This window comes from Vallitaleaceae bacterium 9-2, assembly GCA_038396585.1.
In the GTDB taxonomy this organism is placed as follows: Bacteria; Bacillota; Clostridia; order Lachnospirales; family Vallitaleaceae; genus UBA1351.
Window position 1 is genome coordinate 2,132,322 of sequence record CP121691.1, and the last position, 17,261, is coordinate 2,149,582.

The window sequence follows — 17,261 nt, forward strand, 5'->3', positions numbered from 1 at the left end:
TTGCCTTCCTTTCTAAAAAAGAATTATACCTATAGCGCCTGCAGCGATAATAAAAAAGATAGGATGAATTTTAACTTTCATAACAGCGATTGTAAATATACAAAAAAGAATACTACTTTTAAAATCAATGCGTTCAAACCATGAATTCCATGTTACATCTGTAGATGTATTTAAAACACTTACTCTCCCAATTGATAGAAGTGTTGAGCCAATAATACCAATAACGGTCGGTCGAACCCCTTTTAGAACACCTTGTACAATCCAATGTTCATTAACTCCCTTTAAAAACTTTGCAATCCCGTAGATAATTAGAAGCGAAGGCATGACTATACCTGCTGTCGCAACAATGGATCCTCCAAATCCCAACTGGGATAGTCCTACGTATGTCGCCATATTTACGCCTATCGGTCCAGGTGTAGATTCACTGATTGCAATCATATCTGCAAACATTTTTTCATCAACCCATCCATACATGATAGCATAATTTTCCAATAGAGGAATTGCCGCTAATCCGCCTCCAATGGTAAAGAGCCCTACTCGAAAAAAAGTAAAAAAAAGGTATAGATAATTACTCATGCATATCCTCCTTTTTTTTCCATCGCGACTTTGCTGTTTGAATAATAATCCCTAAAATTCCACCAAGAATAATAATATAAATCGGTGTCACATCAATAAACCCAACAAAAATCAACCCCATCGCCAACAGAAAATAATCCGAAAACGTCTTTAGAACTTTCTGTCCCATCTTAATAATAGCAGACAATATTAATGCCAATACCATAATGCGAATGCCCATAAACGCCTTTTCCACATAGGGATTTGTCTTATATGTGTTGATTACATTTGCCAGCAGTGTGATGATAATCCATGAAGGTGTGACCATCCCTAACGTTGCAGCCACGCCTCCAATAAACCCTTTTTGTTTGACTCCAACAAAGGTTGCTGTGTTGATAGCAATGATACCTGGTGTTGATTGGCCTATTGCATAGTAGTTAATAATTTCTTCATCCGTTGCCCATCCATATTTTTCAACTACTTCCTTATGAATAAGAGGAAGCATTGCATAGCCTCCTCCTATTGTAAATAGACCAATCTTTAAAAATGCAAAAAACAATTGTATTAACGATCGATCATGATTATTCATTTATTCGGCTTCTTCCTCTGTCATATGTTGATGATAAATATACTTAGAAGCATTTTCTTCAACAAGACGTTTTGCAAATGTCTCTAAGTCAATTGAACCTTCATCTCCTTTTTCACGACTTCGGACACTCACACAGTTTTTCTCTTCTTCTTCCTGTCCAATAATTGCAAGATATGGTAAACGTTCAAGTCTGGCTTCACGAATCTTATAACCAATCTTTTCTGCACGCATATCAATATCCACACGCAATCCCATGCTCTTTAATTTACGAGCAACTTTTTCTGCATACTCATGATTTTTCTCTGATATCGGTAACAACTTCACTTGTGTCGGTGCCATCCATAATGGGAATGCTCCTGCATATTTTTCAATTAACATCGCAAGTGTTCGCTCATAGCATCCGATAGAGCTTCGATGAATAATAAATGGGCGTTTTTTAACATTATCTCTATCAACATAGCTCATGTCAAAGCGTTCTGCTAAAGCAAAGTCAATTTGAATGGTTAACAATGTATCTTCTTTTCCATGAACATTTCTAAACTGAACATCCAATTTAGGACCGTAAAAAGCTGCTTCCCCATCCGCTTCATAATAATCCAAACCAATGTGATTTAGTATTTCTCGCATACTATTTTGTGTATTTTCCCAAGCTTCTGGGTTATCAATGTATTTATCCGTACGCTTTGAATCCCACTTAGAAAAACGATACCACACGTCTTCTTCGATACCAAGTGCTCGCATAATCTCTTGTAGAAGTTCTACGACACTTGTAAATTCTTGTTCAAGCTGACTCGGTGTACAGATAATATGCGCATCCGACAAGGTAAATTGACGAAGTCGAATAAGTCCATGCATCTCTCCGGAAGATTCATTTCTATATAAAGTTGAGGTCTCTGACAAGCGCACAGGTAAATCTCGGTAACTATGTTGTGTTGCTTTATAAATAACATATTGGAAAGGACATGTCATCGGACGAAGGGCATAAACTTCTTCATCTTTTTCCTCATCTCCTAAGATAAACATACCATCTTTATAATGATCCCAATGTCCCGATATCTTGAACAAATCTGATTTTGCCATAATCGGCGTCTTAGTAAATTCATAACCCCAGTTTTCTTCGATATCTTCAACATAACGTTGTAAAATCTGCATAAGCTTTGCACCCTTTGGCATCATAAGCGGTAAACCTTGACCTACAATATCTGATGTTGTAAAAATGCCTAGCTCACGTCCCAATTTATTATGGTCGCGTTTTTTTGCTTCAGCCAATTGATGTAAATAGTCCTTTAGATCTGCTTTACGACTAAACGCCGTTCCATAGATTCTAGAGAGCATCTTATTGCGCTCATCTCCTCGCCAGTAAGCTCCTGCTGTGCTTAAAAGCGCGTAGGATTGAACGGCTTTCGTATTCATCAAGTGGGGTCCGGCACACAAATCAACAAACTCACCTTGTTGATAAAACGAAATAATTGCATCTTCCGCCAACTCTTGAATCAATTCAACCTTATATGGTTCTTGCTTTTCTTCCATAAGTGCAATTGCTTCATTACGAGGAAGTTCAAAGCGCTCAATCGGTTGCTTTTCTTTTATAATTTTTTTCATTTCCGCTTCAATTGCTTTAAGTTGTTCATCTTTTAAAGCATTCTCTGTCTCAAAATCATAGTAAAACCCTGTATCAATGGCTGGACCAATGGCAAGTTTTACTTCTGGATATAGCCGTTTTACGGCTTGCGCCATGATGTGGGATGCTGTATGACGATAAGCACGCTTTCCTGCTTCATCTTGAAATGTCAAAATGTTTAACTGTGCATCTTCTGAAATCACCGTACGTAAATCTACCACTTCATCATTTAATTCTGCTGCACATGCCACACGTGCTAAACCTTCGCTGATATCAGCAGCAATATCAATAATCGCCTTTGGTTCATTATATTCTTTAAATGAGCCGTCTTTTAATGTTACTTTCATTATTCTACCTTCTTTCTATTGTTCAAAACACTTACATACTTGGCATCTGTATACAATATGTGGTTCGACACCCATTCGAGCAAAAACTCGGACAAGTCACGAATAACCCCTTCTTGTCGTAAATCCAAATCTTCTGTCAATGTCTCTTTAACTTTTAGCACAAATGAATCATGTTCTTTTTGATGTGCAGCCAAATCATCATATCCTGCACTTCTTAGCACTTTTTCTTCTTCTTCAAAATGGTATACCGTGTAATCTTCTAACTCTTTTAATACATTATACACTTCATCATAACAATCAATACCATCTTTTACATCACGCTCAAGTGCATTTACTTGTTCAATAAGTGCAAATAATTGCTGATGCTGCTCATCAATCTCAGGTATTCCAAATGCAAATCGATCATTCCATAACATAATCTTTCCTCCTATAAAATAAAAAACGCCTCTTGCACATTTAAATATGCAAGGGGCGAGATATTCCCGCGGTTCCACCCTAATTGTTGAAAACCACTTCATTATAACTATAACGCGTTACCGAACCGGATTAAGGTCTCTCAGAGGTAGTCTTCACATATGTTGTCATGAGAAACGTCTCAGCTAATCGTTTCTTCTCTGTCAAGCGCCATATGCTACTCGTCTCGTCGTCGATTTAATATATTATGTTTATTATAACAAAACTCATTCGTTTGTCAATTCCTTCTTAGAATAATTTTTTTGAATCTGCATGCTCTACATATCTAATATATCTTCATATTTTTTTAGAATTGTATGACCATAGGAGTCCTTTGCTGCTAAAGCTTCTTCTAAAGTTGCGTATTTTGACCTATCAAATCCCGGCCATGCCCACTTACCACCAAGGTCTTCAACATAAGGCGCTACACCTCGACTGACAAGATCAAATCGTGGATCAACCACATCATTTCTCAAGTCCTTTGTTGATGCGTAGGCTTTGAGATGTTGAATACTTGCTCGTACGCCTTCTTGAGGTGAAGAAAATGTAGCTGCTTCCCCTGTTGCATTGCCATTAAGGGCGCCGATACCGCCATAGTTGTTTTGATGGGGTTCAACGATACCACCGTATTTAAAGTATCCTGTTTCATGGCATGCTTGTGCAAAAGCAATATCTCCTCGAACACCTTCTCGTGCCCCTTCATCAATCCATAGTTGGGCAAATTCTCGAACAGATGTATTGATTTTAGGGTTTGGATTCTTGCTCAATAAATATTTTTCCAGCTGCTTTGCTGTAGCAATAGCTTCCCCCATAATAGGTGTCAATTCCTCAACAGCATCTTGAACCTCTTCATCATTATTTTCATCGTTTGGCGTCACATCATCCGTCGCCTCATCCTCTGGCGTAGTATCTATCGGACCTTTTGTCTGGTCCTCTTGTACTAGCTTCCCTTCATCAATCAAGACTCGAGACAAGGTGCGTTCATCATCGGCTAATGGCGTATTTAACGTATTGAACACAATTTTTGCCACATGGTTTCGTGTGAATGATGCTTGTTCCAGTTCTTCTTTTAGTTGTGTATCAATCAAATTAATGTTTAATGCAAAATCTACAGCTTCTTGGTAGGAAAAATCACCTTCCCTATCATTATAATTCAAGGCACGCAACATAAACGTCAAAAACATCTTTGCATCGACCGTCTGATCCATCCCAAACACGCTTTCACTTGTTCCCTGTGTCAGCCCCTTTTCAAAAGCAATGTTCACATATTCATAGCCCCATGAAGGAACATCCAAGAAATAGCTTGTACTATCTTCCCGCACCAAGACCTCTTCTTCTAGTCCCAGCATTCGCATCATCATTATAAGCGCCTCTAAGCGAGTAGGTTCACGATAGAGTTCAAACCCTTGACTTGTCCCTTTAAATACACCAAGTTTTTCCAGTTCCTTTGCTTCATAATAGTAGGACTGCATTGAATCTTCTATAATACCTTCATCCATTGCAGCTAACTGTCCTACCGTCAAGACTTGAATTAACACTATACACATAAACGTTCTAAAGCGTTTTAATCTTGTCATAATCGTTCTCCCATTCGCGTAAAATTAAAAGACCTATCTTAAGATAAGTCTTTTCTTATAGTATATATGAATTTTTATAAAGCTTCAACCTCATTTACCAATTCATCAAAGATTTCTTGTACCGACTGCATTTTATCCACCTCTGCAACACGACTTCCCACAAAAAGCAAACTATGATCTAAATCTCCATTAACTGCATTTACTAGCGCCTGCGTAATACAAAAAGGCGTCGTCTTTGGATCGCATTTATGTACACAATGATAACATTTTTTTACTGGGATGCGCCCTTCTTTTTCGATCGTTTTTAACATAGGATTTCTTAGTGCACGACCAGGCAATCCCACGGGGCTTTGCATAATAACTACATCTTCTTGTTTTGCATCAATATAAGCCTGCTTAAATGCATCGGATGCATCACACTCATATGTAGCAACAAAGCGTGTTGCCATCTGCACACCACTGGCACCAGCTTCCATCGCCTTTACAATATCTTCACCTCGAAATATACCTCCCGCCGCAATAATCGGTATATCAAGTTCCTTTTCATCTAGATACTCTTTTAACTGTGCTACTAATGTATAAAGATCTTGCGCAGAGTTGTCGAGAAGTTCCTCGCGCTTAAATCCTAAATGTCCACCTGCTTCTGGTCCTTCCACAACAATGGCATCTGGTTGCCTTTGAAACTTTTTTGTCCAGCGTCGCATAATAAGCTCTGCCGCTCGAAGGGAAGATACAATAGGAACAATCTTTGTTGCAGAACCTTCGACTAGGCCAGGTAAATCTAATGGCAATCCAGCACCTGATATAATCAGGTCAACTTTTTCATCTACGGCTACTTTTACTAATTCCGCATAATTTTTCATAGCCACCATAATATTCACACCGATGATTCCTTTAGTGTTTTCTTTAGCTTTTCGTATTTCTTCACGAAATGCACGCAGATTTGATTCAATCGTATTTTTTGCAAAATCATTTTCACGATATCCGCTTTGCGCTCCTGAGATAATACCGATTCCACCTGCATTGGCCACTGCTGAGGACAGCTTCCATCCAGACACTCCAATGCCCATACCTCCTTGGATAATCGGAAGTTTTGACGTCAAATCTTTTATCTTGAGTTCATTTAATTTCATATAGTCTCCTTGCTTATTACTTTGATAATCAAACTAAAATTAGTTTACCACAGGATATAAAAAAATACAAGATGTATTTTCAAAAACACACCTTGTAGTATTTGATACTATATGTTATTTTTCAATTAATACTGCACGTACAAAACTGCCTTCAACGCCTTTGATTTTTAACGGCAAAGCAATAAGTTCATACTGACCTTCTTTGATTGCTTTTAACTCTAAGCCTTCCAAAATCACTATATCATCTTCCAACAAAGAAATATGTGTCATATGGTTAGGTTGCGCACGTTCAATACCTAGCGTATCTATCCCTACACCATTGATTTCCAATGTTTTTAATAGCTTCGCACCACTTTCATCCAGATAAACAAAGTCATAGTCAAAACCTTGGCTTTTATCATAAAACGAATTCCGTGTCTTAAATAAAATAAAATCATCTTTTTGAATAGGTAAGTCTTTGATATCATCTGCCGTGATTACATTCTTCTCTAAATACGTCAAATCAAACACTTTACATGGCGTAATCATTCTGCGTATATCAAATGTGTCTAGTGTCTTACCATCCTTAATCATGTGTAGCGGCATATCAATATGTGTCCCTGTATGTATATTCAATGTTACATTGGTTTCATGTGCAGAGCCTGTCTGATGATTTCCAATCACATCAAAAATCGGTTTTTTTATATCCGCATCTTTATAGACCATCATCTCCGGTTCAATCAACATTGAAATATCATGTATTTGCATAATAACCTCCTTGTAATTCGCACCAATAGTTATTCATTCACCCAGCGTCGTCCATCATTTTCTATTAAGTCATCCGCCGCCTTAGGTCCATGGCTTCCTGCAGCATAATTCGGAAAGTCCGGACGCTTTTTACTCCATGCATTTTGAATAGCATCGACGAACCTCCATGAATATTCAACTTCATCCCAACGGGTAAACAGTGTTTTTTCACCTTTCATTGCATCCAGCAATAGCCGTTCATAAGCTTCTGGACTATTATATCCTACTTCACAGTTTTGACAAAAATCCATTTTTACCGGAACAATTTCATTGGTTTGACCGGGTTTTTTTGCATTAAATCTTAAGAAAACCCCTTCTGTTGGCTGAATTCGAATAATAAGCTGATTGGGCATCATGTCATCTAACTCTTTTAGATATAAAATTTTTGCTAAAGATTTAAACTGGATGACAACTTCAACTGTTTTTTCTTTTAAGCGTTTTCCCGTTCGAATATAAAACGGAACACCTGACCAGCGGAAGTTTTCGATTTCAATCTTTAGTGCGATATATGTCTCTATATCTGACTCATCATCCGTACGGTTTTCTTGACGATATCCAATCACTTGTCCATCATCACTTGGTCCATATTGTCCTCGAACAACATAGTCATCCACTTCGTCTTCTTCATATATCTTTAGTCCTTTAAAAACTTTTACCTTCTCATCACGAATGGATTCCGTATCTAAATGCACCGGCGGCTCCATTGCCGTCAACGCTAAAAGCTGAAGCAAGTGGTTTTGAAGCATGTCTTTCATCGCACCAGCTTTTTCGTAATAACCGCCTCTTTCTTGAACGCCTAATGTTTCTGTACTGGTAATCTGAATATGATCAATATATTTATTGTTCCAGATGGGTTCAAAAAATGCATTGGCAAATCGTATAACCATAATATTTTGCAACATTTCTTTGCCAAGATAATGATCAATCCGATAGATGTTTTCTTCACCAAAAGCATGGGTTATATGCTTACTCAACGCTTTTGCCGATGCTAAATCTTTTCCGAAAGGTTTTTCAATAACCACGCGCTTATAGCTTCCATTATCACTTGCCAAACCATATTCATGCAGCTTTTCAACAATAATACCAAAATACTCCGGGCTCACCGCTAAATAAAATAACCGATTCCCCTTCGTCGCATATTTATGCTCAAGCTTACACAAATACGTATCAAACTCCAAATACTCTTCTTTTCCATCAAAGTTAAGCTGATAATAAAAAATACGTGTTTTTAAATTTAACCATATATTTTCATCATAACTGTTACGACTAAACTCTTTTAAGGCGACTTCCATTTCATCAACAAAATCTTCTGTTGTTTTATCACGCCGTCCTACTGCAACAACGAAAAAATTATCCGGAAGCTGACCCTCTATAAGTAAATTATATAATGCAGGAACAAGTTTTCTTTTTGTTAAATCCCCTGTTCCTCCAAATATAACCATTGCATTTCCTATTTCACTAATCATGGACACATCTCCTTGTCTTTTTGATTATTATATAATAACAATTATTGATTATTATACACTATTTTTGAAATTCTGTGAAGTACCTTCCCTTGCGCTTAATCATATCCTCAATTCGCTCAATGTAGATGTCAACATTTTTCACATTTTCCACACGTTCCAATCGTCCGTTTGGCTGACATACTTTTGTTGTTGATCCAGCCCCAAAAGCGTATATAGAGATTGCTTCTTCAATAATCTGCATATTGTATAAACATGGAAATTCACTGGTATATCCAATATTTTCATAAGATGCCACCATATTCTTTTGTCTATAGAGATAATAAGGCTGCATATGCATCTGTTCAATCAGTACCTGACGCGAAAAAGCCAAAATATCTTCCATCTCTTCACGTTGTGCCATAGAATAGCCTTCTTGTTTTTCCTTAAGCCTCGAAGAGTTTTTTATCGCCAACGTGTGTACGGTAACCTCCGAAGGTTTTAGCCCTTGAATCGCTTCAAAGGTCTGACGAATCTGCTTCATATGCTCATTAGGCAACCCCAAAATCAGATCCATATTTATTCGCTCAATCCCGACTTCTTTTGCCAATATGTATGCATCTTTTATTGATTCAACTGAATGCTTGCGTCCAATCAAGTCCAACGTCTCTTGATTCATTGTTTGTGGGTTAATCGAAATTCGCTGTACCCCCATTTGCTTAAGGACGTCAAGTTTTTCTTTTGTGATGGTATCAGGTCGTCCTGCTTCAACAGTAATTTCTTGGTAATCTTTTAAGGGAGTAATTCCATCTATATGCTTTAAGAGTTCTTGTAGTTCTTCTGCAGATAGGGTTGTTGGTGTTCCCCCGCCAATATATAAGGCACTTAACTGATGGGTATCTTTTACTAATGGGAGAATCGCATTGAGTTCTTTTTTTAATGCAATCATATAGGCATCATGTGTTAGTTCGTATTTTTCAAGTCCATTGGAAGGGAAGCTACAGTATAGGCACCGCGTCGGACAATATGGAATCCCTACATATACGGAAGCCACCGGATAGGAATAGTCTTCATCTGTTTTAAGGTAGCCTTCTTCATAGGAGGCAACTTCAATGGCCAGTTTTGCCATAGCTTTTGAAACTTTATATTTTGAAGTTAATCTTTGTTCAATTGCTTCATGCAACGCCTCGATTGACTGTTTTTGTGATAATTCATTTTTTATTTTAAACACAAGCTTTGTGGGACGTATTCCTTGTAAAATCCCCCAAGCTGGTGAATATCCCGTACGTTTTGCCAAGCATTCAAACAAAGCCGCCTTCACTTGATAACGAAGGTCTGTTGTCACTTTATAGCCGTAGCTATCTTGTTGTTTCTCTACTCCTAACCCATTAAGACGAATATAAAAAGAATCGCCATCTATTTCTACTGAAATATCTGAACGATCTTTTTTTGTTGTTAATTCAACTAAATGGTTGGGATAAAAGACGTGGATTAACACGGAGCATTCATGAGCCAAATTATTAAATTGTGTTTTGCTGATATAAACCTGTAGTCTTTGCATTTAATTATTCGTCCTCATCACTTCATAAACTCCCATGATGTTATTTAGCTTTTTGGTTATAACATTAAGCTGATTTGAATTCTTTATCTCAATGGTTATATTGATAACCGATTCATGATTGTTCGTCGTACGTGCATTCATATTTCGAATCGGAACCCCTTCATCTGACAACACTTTAGATACATCGACCAACATACCATTGCGATCTTCTGCCGTAATTTGAAGGTCAGCCTTGTACAACATATCCGAGGCCACTTTTTCAATCATTTGCCATTCTGCATCAATTAGACGCGCTCGTTCTTCGTCTGTAAGGTTAATAATATTAACGCAGTCTGTTCGGTGAATTGATATTCCTCGTCCCCGAGTAACAAAACCAACTATTTCATCCCCTGGAACCGGAGTGCAACACCTTGAAAATCTAACTGCTAGGTCTTCAATCCCTTTAACAATAATGCCTGTTTTGGATTTTTTTGTCGTAACTTTATCATTGTTTTCATTGAACTCTTTAAGCAGTTCCTCAGGATCTACTTCGACCTTATGGTCTTTTAAGTACTCATCATGTAAGCGATTAATGATTTGCCCTTCCTTTAATCCACCATGACCAACGGCTGCACAAACTGAGTCCCAGTCTTTAAAGCCATATTTACGAATAACAATCTTTTGATATTTTGTTTCCATAATGTCATGAAGCGGAAGGCCTTTACCTTTGGCATATTTTTCAAGCAAATCTTTTCCTTTGCTAATGTTTTCTTCTTTAAACTCTTTGCGAAACCATTGATTTATTTTTGATTTTGCTTGAGAGCTTTTAACGATATTCAGCCAGTCTCTACTTGGTCCTCTTGAGTTTTGTGATGTTAAGATCTCGATACGATCACCATTTTTTATCTTTCGATCAAATGTGACAATCTTACCGTTAACTCTTGCACCGACCATTTTATTACCTACGGCACTATGAATATAATATGCAAAGTCAATCGGTGTACTTCCCTGCGGCAAGTTAATGACATCGCCTGTAGGCGTGAACGCATACACTTGATCGCTATAGACATCAAGGTCCGTTTTTAGCACATCCATAAATTCTTTGTTGTCTGACATATCTCGTTGCCATTCAAGAATCTGGCGTAGCCAATTCAGCTTCTGCTCCTCGCTTCTTTCCATTGATTCAGCAGTAGCCCCTTCTTTATACTTCCAATGCGCTGCAATTCCAAATTCTGCTGTACGATGCATATCATATGTACGAATTTGCATTTCAAAAGGTTCCCCTTCTGGTCCAATCAGTGTTGTATGCAACGATTGGTACATATTTGACTTTGGCATAGCTATATAGTCTTTGAATCTTCCAGGAACCGGAGTATACAGCTCATGAATAATTCCAAGCACGCCATAACAATCTTTGACACTTCCTACAATAGCCCGAACAGCAAACAAGTCATAAATCTGATCAATGGTTTTTTTCTGGCTAACCATTTTTTTATAGATACTAAAAAAATGTTTGGGTCGCCCAAAAACTTCGGCCTCAATGCCAACTTCTTCCAAATTTTGCTTGACTTTTTCAACAACATCTTCGATATAACGTTCACGGTCCGAACGTTTTCTTCGTATCTTCTCTACAATATCATAATATGCTTCTTTATCAAGATATTTAAGGGCTAAATCTTCCATCTCGACTTTAATTTTGCTAATCCCCAGTCGATGAGCAAGAGGTGCATAAATATCCAAAGTTTCCTTTGCTTTTTCAATCTGCTTATGTTCCGGCATATAATCTAGTGTTCTCAAGTTATGCAATCGGTCTGCAAGTTTAATTAAGATTACGCGAATATCCTTTGCCATGGCCAAAAACATTTTACGATAGTTTTCTGCCTGAATCTCTTCTTTGTCCGAAGTATATGTTATCTGACTTAATTTTGTCACACCATCAACAAGCAAAGCAATCTCTTCATTAAACTCTCTAGATATATCTTCAACCGTATACTCAGTATCTTCCACAACATCATGTAAAATTCCCGCAATTATAGACTCTTTGTCTAGTTCAAGTTCCGCCAATATATTTGCTACAGCAATTGGGTGAATCAAATATGGCTCTCCAGACTTACGTAGTTGGTTTCCATGAGCAGATTCAGCCAATTTATAGGCTTTCTCGACTAATTCAAAGTCCTCTGTCGGATGATACTTTTTTATTTTTACGATTAATTCCTCAAAACTTTTTGTTGGCATATAATCATCACTTTCTTGTCTCATTTTATGTATATTAAGGCTATGGACCTAATTTACTCATCAAAGTATTATACTCCATTATATTAAGAAACGCACTAAAATGCAAGTAAAAAAGAGCTCATGCATTAGTTGACTTCTTGCTAATGATAAGCTCTCCTATGAATAAACTAATACGTAATCAATGCTTCAACATTATATCCTTTTAATTTATCGCGTCCAGGTAAGAAAGACAATTCGATTAAATAAACCATCTTAACCACCTCGCCTCCAAAATCTTCAATTAATTTAACCATAGCTTCTGATGTCCCACCCGTAGCTAATAAGTCATCAATAATAACAACCTTATCTCCCGGTTTGATGGCATCACTATGCATTTCAATTGTAGCCGTTCCATATTCTAAGTCATAAGTTTTTTGTTTCGTTTCATAAGGAAGCTTTCCGGCTTTTCTCACAGGAACAAAGCCTTTATGCATATTGTAAGCAATCGGAACCCCAAAAATGAACCCTCTAGATTCCGGTCCCACAACATAATCAAACTCAACTCCATCCAATTGTGCCTGCATTTGATCAATAGACTCTCGCAGTGCATGTGGATCTTGCAAGACGGTTGTTATATCTTTAAATACAATTCCTTCCTTTGGAAAATCATAGACATCTCTTATAACTGTTCTTAAATCCATAGCCAATCTCCTATCTTTTTCATAGTCAACATATTTTATTATACAACGTTGATTTCTCTAATTCAACTGTTTGCGTTTTATTCATTTGTATTTGATAACATGCTATGTCTTGTTTTATTATGTCAATCAATCCAAGTTCACGAAATACTTCTAGGATTAACCGGCTTTTAATCAATGCCTTTAAGTCTTTATGATTGTCCTGAATCATAGCATTAAATTTGAACACATCCATAGCCCATTCACTTTTGGTCATAAGGGTTCGAAGCTTTCGATACACCTCAATACAGTCTTTTCGACTACACTGAATATCGTACGCCATAACCACATCATCAATATCTCCATTATCTATTGCTTCAAACTTCTGAGTAGCTTCTTTGAGGTAGCTCTCAAATTCCGGCAGATATCGCATGCCCTTTAAAAAAATCTGAGGTTTTTTGTACCCTTTCCACTCATTAATATTTAAGGTACCTATTAGTTCAATCTCTGTTTTACTATAGACATCTTCATAATATTGGGCATTATTAAAGGCAACAACATCTACCATGTTTTCTTCTTGTAAAAACTGCATTTTAAAATGCTTTTTTTCTTTCCCCATCAGCTGTTTTTGACCTACGTAACCTTGAAGTAAAAACCGTGGCTCCTGGTTGCCTGCGCCGTAGGGTTCAAGACATTTTAGCTCTTCAATCAACTCTACGTTTACCTCTTTTAAACACGCCGCATGCTCAACACGTGCTTTAGGAATAAGGGTTGTGGCACTCATATTATTCTGGGCATATTGATTTAAGCTTATACGCAAAAGTTCAATATTTTTTTCATCCAGGCTCATTCCTGCAGCCATTTCATGCCCGCCGACTTTTAGAAACAAATCTTTGGAATCCATAAGTGCATCAAAAATCGAAAATCCTTCAACGCTACGTGCTGAGCCTGAGGCAATACCTTCATGAATGGTCAGCAGTATGGTCGGTCGATAATACTTTTCTGTCAATCGAGATGCTACAATGCCAATAACTCCATGATGCCATCCATGAGAAGCCACTACAAGTATCGCTTCATTCTCCACATTACGTGTTTTTTGAATAATCGCATCCGCTTCTTCTAGAATCTGTTGTTCCATTTCCTGACGTTTTCGATTTTGAATATCCAGCTCTGTGGCTATATCCATAGCTTCATCTGCCGAATCCGTTAAAAACAACTCTACGCCGCGCTTAGCATCCCCCAATCGCCCGGCTGCATTTAGGCGTGGACCAATTTGAAACCCAATAACTCCAGCTGTTAAGGGACGTTCATGTGCCCCCACCAATGTCAATAACGCCTTTAAACCTTTGTTTCCTTGATCTTTTTCCAAGTTTTCTCGTATACGTTCAAATGCGACGGACACAATGATACGATTTTCATCAATCAACGGAACAATATCTGCAACCGTTCCTATCGCAACAATCTCAAGCAAATCAACTAAAAATTCTTCATCAATTGTATACACTTTTCCTAAGGCTTGGGCCAATTTAAACGTCACGCCGACACCGGCTAAGTTTTTGTATGGATAATTACATGCGGATTGCTTAGGATTAATCACTGCATCTGCCTTTGGTATTTGTTCTTGACACTCATGGTGATCCGTAATAATCATGTCCAGCCCTAGATTCTTGGCATGAGCCACCTGCTCTATGGCAGTAATTCCCGTATCAACACTGATAATCAACTGGCCACCACGCTCATAAATCCAATCAATAGCTTCTTTATTGATACCATATCCTTCATCAATTCGATCCGGAATATAGTATGCTACATTTGCACCACATGCCTTTAATGTTTTAACGAGTATAGATGTACTTGTTATTCCATCAACATCATAATCTCCATAGACATAAATACTATTTTTTGCATCAATATGCTTCTGAATAAGCATAACAGCTTTTTCCATATCTTTTAAACCATAGGGGTCATAAAGCAGATGATACGTTGGGTACAAAAAATTCTTTGCATCATCTACTGTATATATCCCACGGTGAACTAATAGTTTGCAAATCAGTTCACTCTTGTTAATACCTTGGTCCTTTAATTCTTGATGAAGTTTTTTTATATGTTGCTCATCACTTGTTGTCGTTTCAATAATTAAAGGTTTTAACATATATACTCCTTATTTTTGAGCGTTTTGAATCTTTGCTTCTTCTTTTTTCTTAAGAACATACCACAACGGACTTGCAATAAATATTGAAGAATATGTTCCTGAGATTATTCCGACCATAAGCGGCAATGCAAACTCACGAATCGATGCCACACCTAAAAGATTTAATACAAAAACCATAATAAACGTTGTTAATGATGTATTGACCGAACGTGATATGATTTGGCTGATGCTGGTATTGATTACACCATGATAATCTCCGTGTTTCATTGTTTTTTGATTATCTCGAACACGGTCAAATAAGACAATCGTATCATTAATAGAATACCCGACAATCGTTAGCATGGCCGCAATAAATGAATTGTTAACCGGAATAAACAAGACTGAGTACACTGTAAATACGATAAACACATCATGAATCAATGCTATAACAGCTGCAACACCAAATCGAAAATCATGGAATCGCATTGAAATATAAATAAGAATACCAATGGATGCAATAATTACTGCAATAATTGCGTCGCGTCGCATTTCCGTACTTATCGTCGCACTAATATTTTCGCTTTCAATATTCTCAGCAGAAATAGAGAATTTTGCCATTAACGCTTCACGCAAGGCCATCCCTGTTTCCGTGTCTAATTCTTTTGTTTTGATAACAAATTGTCCAGCCCCGTCGATACCTTTGACAATATTCATCTGAGGCGTATCATCTCCTGTTGCTTCGACGACTAAGTCTCGAACACCTTCTTGTAATTCTTCCAATGTATCATAGACAACTTCGTTAGTTGTAACTAATGTCGATGTTCCACCCATAAATTCAATATCATAATTTAAGAATGCACCATCGGTTCCTTTGTGAACAGGCAACATTATCAATCCAAGAAGAATAATCGCAAGTGAAATAGCAAACCATGTTTTTCGTCGCTTAACAATATCAAAGACTTTAACATGATAGTCCCGTCCATATAGTGCCTTATTGGTAGCTCCAAGTTCAACAAAGCTCATCAAGATTATTCGAGTGACAACTAAAGCTGTAAACATGGAAATAATAATACCTAAAGCTAAGGTTTGGGAGAATCCTCGAATCGTTCCTGTCCCCATAATATACAGTACAGCTGCCGCAATCAATGTTGTAATATTTCCATCAACGATCGCCGTTCTAGCTTTTCTAAATCCGGCACTTACAGACGCTCGAAGTGTTTTGCCGACTTCTAATTCTTCACGAATCCTTGAGAATATAATAACATTGGCGTCCACGGCCATTCCGACCGACAAAATCATCCCGGCAATTCCAGGTAATGTCAAGGTCATATTTGTAATGGATAAAACAATAATTACCAAAGACGCATAAAAAGCTAAAGCAAGAACGGATGCTAATCCAGGCAAACGATAATAGAAAATCATAAATGCAAAGACAAGCAAAATTCCAATTAAGCCGGCTTTGACCGATGTATCAATAGCATCTTTACCCATCTTAGCTCCGACGACATTCGATCGCAGTTCTTTAAGCTCAAGAGGTAATGCTCCAATACGAATATAGGTTGCTAGTTCATTTGCATCATCAATCGTTGCCATTCCTGAAATTGTGGCTACACCATCGGTTATTGCTGTACTTACCGTAGGTGACATAATCGTTTCGCCATTATAGACAATATTAATAGGCTTATTGACATTATTTGCAGTAGCAACAGCAAACTTATCTTTTCCTGACGCATTTAAATCAAGAATAACCACATATCCAAATCCATCTGGATTACTTGCTGCATTGGCATCTTTAACATCACTACCTGTGATTGCCACCACACCGTCCATATCTACAAATTTTAAGTCACCTGGTTTTCCAAGTTCCTCAAGAACTTTATTTGGGTCAGATACATTTGGAATATCCACGTTAATCCGACGTTTACCTTCGCGATATACTTCACCTTCTGTATATCCACTTCCAGTAATACGTTGATTTAACTTGTAAATTGTATCATTCATTTCACGATCAGTTGGTTCATCCTTAATTGTGGAATATGTAATACTTACACCACCTGCTAAATCCAAACCTAAATTGATGTCTTTTGCACTTCCTATCGCATTGCTTCCGACACCATTAAATGCAACAAAGAGTCCTCCTGCGATAATTAATAAAGATAACAAAAGCGCTACAAGGCTTTTCCCCTTCATAAAGTA

The 17,261-nt window shown here is 37.5% G+C and carries 13 protein-coding genes; all 13 read right to left on the minus strand.

Features of this window, described 5'->3' with window-relative positions; all coding sequences use genetic code 11:
- Window positions 1-12 precede the first annotated feature (12 nt).
- Window positions 13-576, minus strand: coding sequence for a chromate transporter (locus QBE53_10100; GenBank protein WZL80158.1), 564 nt, complete (start codon window positions 574-576; stop codon window positions 13-15).
- Entirely contained in the window at window positions 569-1,144 is a 576-nt protein-coding gene (locus tag QBE53_10105; GenBank protein ID WZL80159.1) for a chromate transporter, read from the minus strand. The genes QBE53_10100 and QBE53_10105 overlap by 8 nt, the downstream gene beginning before the upstream one ends.
- A complete protein-coding gene (gene thrS / locus QBE53_10110) occupies window positions 1,145-3,115 on the minus strand; it encodes a threonine--tRNA ligase (protein ID WZL83295.1) in 1,971 nt (656 codons plus the stop codon). It lies immediately after the preceding gene.
- Window positions 3,112-3,528: a bacteriohemerythrin gene (locus QBE53_10115; protein WZL80160.1), complete on the minus strand. Its 417-nt coding sequence runs from the start codon at window positions 3,526-3,528 to the stop codon at window positions 3,112-3,114. The genes thrS and QBE53_10115 overlap by 4 nt, the downstream gene beginning before the upstream one ends.
- A 315-nt stretch (window positions 3,529-3,843) precedes the next feature.
- Window positions 3,844-5,142: a glucosaminidase domain-containing protein gene (locus QBE53_10120; protein ID WZL80161.1), complete on the minus strand. Its 1,299-nt coding sequence runs from the start codon at window positions 5,140-5,142 to the stop codon at window positions 3,844-3,846.
- A 74-nt stretch (window positions 5,143-5,216) separates the two neighbouring features.
- On the minus strand, window positions 5,217-6,275 hold the full coding sequence (locus QBE53_10125) for a nitronate monooxygenase (GenBank protein ID WZL80162.1): 1,059 nt from the start codon (window positions 6,273-6,275) through the stop codon (window positions 5,217-5,219).
- Between the two features lie 114 nt (window positions 6,276-6,389).
- The gene (locus tag QBE53_10130; GenBank protein ID WZL80163.1) at window positions 6,390-7,022 is read right to left on the minus strand and encodes a cyclase family protein; all 633 of its coding nucleotides are present in this window, start codon (window positions 7,020-7,022) and stop codon (window positions 6,390-6,392) included.
- 29 nt (window positions 7,023-7,051) lie between these two features.
- Window positions 7,052-8,527 carry a glucose-6-phosphate dehydrogenase gene (gene zwf, locus QBE53_10135; protein ID WZL80164.1) on the minus strand — a complete coding sequence of 492 codons (1,476 nt, stop codon included), beginning with the start codon at window positions 8,525-8,527 and terminating at the stop codon, window positions 7,052-7,054.
- A gap of 58 nt (window positions 8,528-8,585) precedes the next feature.
- Window positions 8,586-10,064, minus strand: coding sequence for a coproporphyrinogen dehydrogenase HemZ (hemZ, locus tag QBE53_10140; GenBank protein ID WZL80165.1), 1,479 nt, complete (start codon window positions 10,062-10,064; stop codon window positions 8,586-8,588).
- Window positions 10,065-12,302, minus strand: coding sequence for a bifunctional (p)ppGpp synthetase/guanosine-3',5'-bis(diphosphate) 3'-pyrophosphohydrolase (locus tag QBE53_10145; protein ID WZL80166.1), 2,238 nt, complete (start codon window positions 12,300-12,302; stop codon window positions 10,065-10,067).
- Window positions 12,303-12,445: 143 nt separating this feature from the next.
- On the minus strand, window positions 12,446-12,958 hold the full coding sequence (locus QBE53_10150) for an adenine phosphoribosyltransferase (protein WZL80167.1): 513 nt from the start codon (window positions 12,956-12,958) through the stop codon (window positions 12,446-12,448).
- A gap of 25 nt (window positions 12,959-12,983) precedes the next feature.
- On the minus strand, window positions 12,984-15,086 hold the full coding sequence (gene recJ, locus QBE53_10155) for a single-stranded-DNA-specific exonuclease RecJ (protein ID WZL80168.1): 2,103 nt from the start codon (window positions 15,084-15,086) through the stop codon (window positions 12,984-12,986).
- Window positions 15,087-15,095: 9 nt separating this feature from the next.
- A complete protein-coding gene (gene secD / locus QBE53_10160) occupies window positions 15,096-17,255 on the minus strand; it encodes a protein translocase subunit SecD (protein ID WZL80169.1) in 2,160 nt (719 codons plus the stop codon).
- Window positions 17,256-17,261: the final 6 nt, after the last annotated feature.

Coding starts and splice junctions, on each gene's coding strand:
- QBE53_10100 (WZL80158.1), bottom strand. CDS start 576: ATGAGTAATTATCTATACCTTTTTTTTACTTTTTTTCGAGTAGGGCTC.
- QBE53_10105 (WZL80159.1), bottom strand. CDS start 1,144: ATGAATAATCATGATCGATCGTTAATACAATTGTTTTTTGCATTTTTA.
- QBE53_10115 (WZL80160.1), bottom strand. CDS start 3,528: ATGTTATGGAATGATCGATTTGCATTTGGAATACCTGAGATTGATGAG.
- QBE53_10120 (WZL80161.1), bottom strand. CDS start 5,142: ATGACAAGATTAAAACGCTTTAGAACGTTTATGTGTATAGTGTTAATT.
- QBE53_10125 (WZL80162.1), bottom strand. CDS start 6,275: ATGAAATTAAATGAACTCAAGATAAAAGATTTGACGTCAAAACTTCCG.
- QBE53_10130 (WZL80163.1), bottom strand. CDS start 7,022: ATGCAAATACATGATATTTCAATGTTGATTGAACCGGAGATGATGGTC.
- zwf (WZL80164.1), bottom strand. CDS start 8,527: ATGATTAGTGAAATAGGAAATGCAATGGTTATATTTGGAGGAACAGGG.
- hemZ (WZL80165.1), bottom strand. CDS start 10,064: ATGCAAAGACTACAGGTTTATATCAGCAAAACACAATTTAATAATTTG.
- QBE53_10145 (WZL80166.1), bottom strand. CDS start 12,302: ATGAGACAAGAAAGTGATGATTATATGCCAACAAAAAGTTTTGAGGAA.
- QBE53_10150 (WZL80167.1), bottom strand. CDS start 12,958: ATGGATTTAAGAACAGTTATAAGAGATGTCTATGATTTTCCAAAGGAA.
- recJ (WZL80168.1), bottom strand. CDS start 15,086: ATGTTAAAACCTTTAATTATTGAAACGACAACAAGTGATGAGCAACAT.
- secD (WZL80169.1), bottom strand. CDS start 17,255: ATGAAGGGGAAAAGCCTTGTAGCGCTTTTGTTATCTTTATTAATTATC.